Origin of the sequence: Pseudomonas brassicacearum subsp. brassicacearum, assembly GCF_008801605.1 — a bacterium.
GTDB lineage: Bacteria > Pseudomonadota > Gammaproteobacteria > Pseudomonadales > Pseudomonadaceae > Aquipseudomonas > Aquipseudomonas brassicacearum.
The window spans coordinates 1-231 of sequence record NZ_VZPJ01000059.1 but is presented as its reverse complement, the minus strand read 5'-3'; the positions used below and the strand labels follow the sequence as shown (position 1 = coordinate 231).

Annotated in this window: 1 protein-coding gene; it reads right to left on the bottom strand. The window is 58.9% G+C overall.

Annotated elements, in window-relative coordinates:
- On the bottom strand, nt 1–231 hold a 231-nt coding region (locus F7R20_RS31525), incomplete at both ends, for an immunoglobulin-like domain-containing protein (RefSeq protein WP_151180644.1).

Below are 231 nucleotides of genomic sequence, written 5' to 3'. Positions count from 1 at the left end.
TGTAAACCACGGTGCCACCTTCCGCGACGGTGGACGTTGCGGTCAGGCTGACAGTCGAGGTGTCGATGGTATCGGTAACGTCAGTCACCGCAGGCGTGGTGCTAGGAACCAGGTTCTCGAAGTTACCACCAGTGGCTTTATCGATGCTGACTTCGACTTTGCCGGCGTCTTTGTAGACGTCGTCTTTTGGCGCATCGACAGTGACGGTGCCAGTGGTGGCGCCCGCAGCGA